This is a genomic window from Arthrobacter sp. NPDC080086, from assembly GCF_040702285.1.
In genome coordinates this window covers 28273-29906 of record NZ_JBFBKP010000053.1, presented here as the reverse complement: position 1 = coordinate 29906, position 1634 = coordinate 28273, and the positions used below count along the sequence as shown (strand labels likewise).

Sequence of the window (1634 nt, the reverse complement as noted above, 5' to 3'; positions counted from 1 at the left end):
TGCCTGCACGCGTGTGCCCGCCCCCCGCGCCCCCCGGGCTGCCGAGAGGTGTACAAACCCCCACCCCCCCAAAACCCGCCGGCGGGGCCCCACCGTGGGGTGGGCCCCCGCCGTCGTATGTGTCCCGCGGGGCTCAGTGGCCCGGGCGGGGGATGAGAATTACGTAGTCCGGTTCCGACCGGTGATGGCGCCGTAGATTCCGGCGACGACGAGGCCGCCGACGATGGCCAGGATCCAGGAGCCGAGGTTCCAGAATTCCATCTTGCCGCCGCCGAAGAGCAGGTCGCCGATCCAGCCGCCGACAATGGCACCAACCACACCGAGAACGAGGCTGGTGACCCAGCCGCCGCCAACCCGGCCAGGCATGATTGCCTTAACGATTGCACCTACAATGAGTCCGAGAATGATCCAGCCTAGAAAGCCCATGTCTCCTCCTACATATTCGTCGGCATTCACCTTAGGAATCCCGATTATGGCTTCAAGCTAACACACGGCCCACGGCCTGTCAGCAGTCCCACCCTCAATCGTTATGTGCCCTCTTTGGCCCCGCCGGCACGCGGAATCCGGGTCCCTCCCGGTACGGTTGACCCCTGGAGTCGGGGGCCTCGAAAACGCCCGGCGGCGCCGATCATTTGTCTAAAGGAGAACGGCCCGTGGCTGCTAACGGCGGTACCAAGGCGATTGTGGCGGCGCTGACCGCCAACCTCACGATCGCCGTCCTGAAATTCGTCGCCTTCCTCCTGACGATGTCCTCGTCGATGCTGGCGGAGGCGATCCACTCCGTCGCCGACTCCGGCAACCAGCTGCTGCTGCTTCTGGGCGGCAAGCGCGCCACCAAGCAGGCCAGCCCGGAGCACCCCTTCGGCTACGGACGGGAACGCTACATCTACGCCTTCATCGTCGCCATCGTGCTCTTCAGCGTCGGCGGCCTGTTCGCGCTGTACGAGGCGTGGGGCAAGCTGCAGCACCCGCACGGCATCGAGGGCGGGTTCTGGTGGGTTCCGCTGGCCGTTCTCCTCGGCGCCATCATCGCGGAGTCGTTCTCCTTCCGCACGGCCATCCGCGAGTCCAACCCCCTGCGCGGCAACCAGAGCTGGATCCGCTTCATCCGCAACGCCAAGCAGCCCGAGTTGCCCGTGATCCTGCTGGAAGACTTCGGCGCGCTGCTCGGCCTGCTCTTTGCCCTCCTGGGCGTGGGGCTGACCCTCATCACCGGCAACGGCATCTGGGACGCCCTGGGCACCGGCATGATCGGCCTGCTGCTGGTGGCGATCGCCGCGGTTCTGGCGATCGAAACCAAGTCGCTGCTGCTGGGCGAGTCGGCCACGAAGGCGGACATCGCGAAGATCCGCGGCGCGATCGAGTCAGATGGCACCGGCATCATCCACCTCAAGACCATGCACCTGGGACCCGAGGAACTCCTGGTCGCGGCGAAGATCAGCGTCGGCGCGGCAGACTCCGGCCGTGAGATTGCCGCCGCGATCGACGCCGCCGAGGCCCGGATCCGAGAGGCGGTCCCCACCGCCCGGTTGATCTACCTGGAACCGGACCTGCGGCGGGGGGGGGGGCGGCGGGGGGGGGCGCCCCCCCCCCCCAACCCCCCCGCGGGGCCCGGCCGCCGGGGGGGGCGCCCG

The 1634-nt window shown here is 68.1% G+C and carries 2 protein-coding genes; one reads left to right on the top strand and one right to left on the bottom strand.

The genetic code is table 11. The features are described from left to right. Positions 1-159 precede the first annotated feature (159 nt). The gene (locus AB0305_RS16365; RefSeq protein ID WP_056740672.1) at positions 160-426 is read right to left on the bottom strand and encodes a GlsB/YeaQ/YmgE family stress response membrane protein; all 267 of its coding nucleotides are present in this window, start codon (positions 424-426) and stop codon (positions 160-162) included. Positions 427-653: 227 nt separating this feature from the next. Here AB0305_RS16365 and AB0305_RS16360 point away from each other — a divergent pair. Continuing rightward, positions 654-1634, top strand: a 981-nt coding sequence (locus AB0305_RS16360; RefSeq protein ID WP_366173408.1) for a cation diffusion facilitator family transporter, incomplete at its 3' end; no start/stop codon positions are given.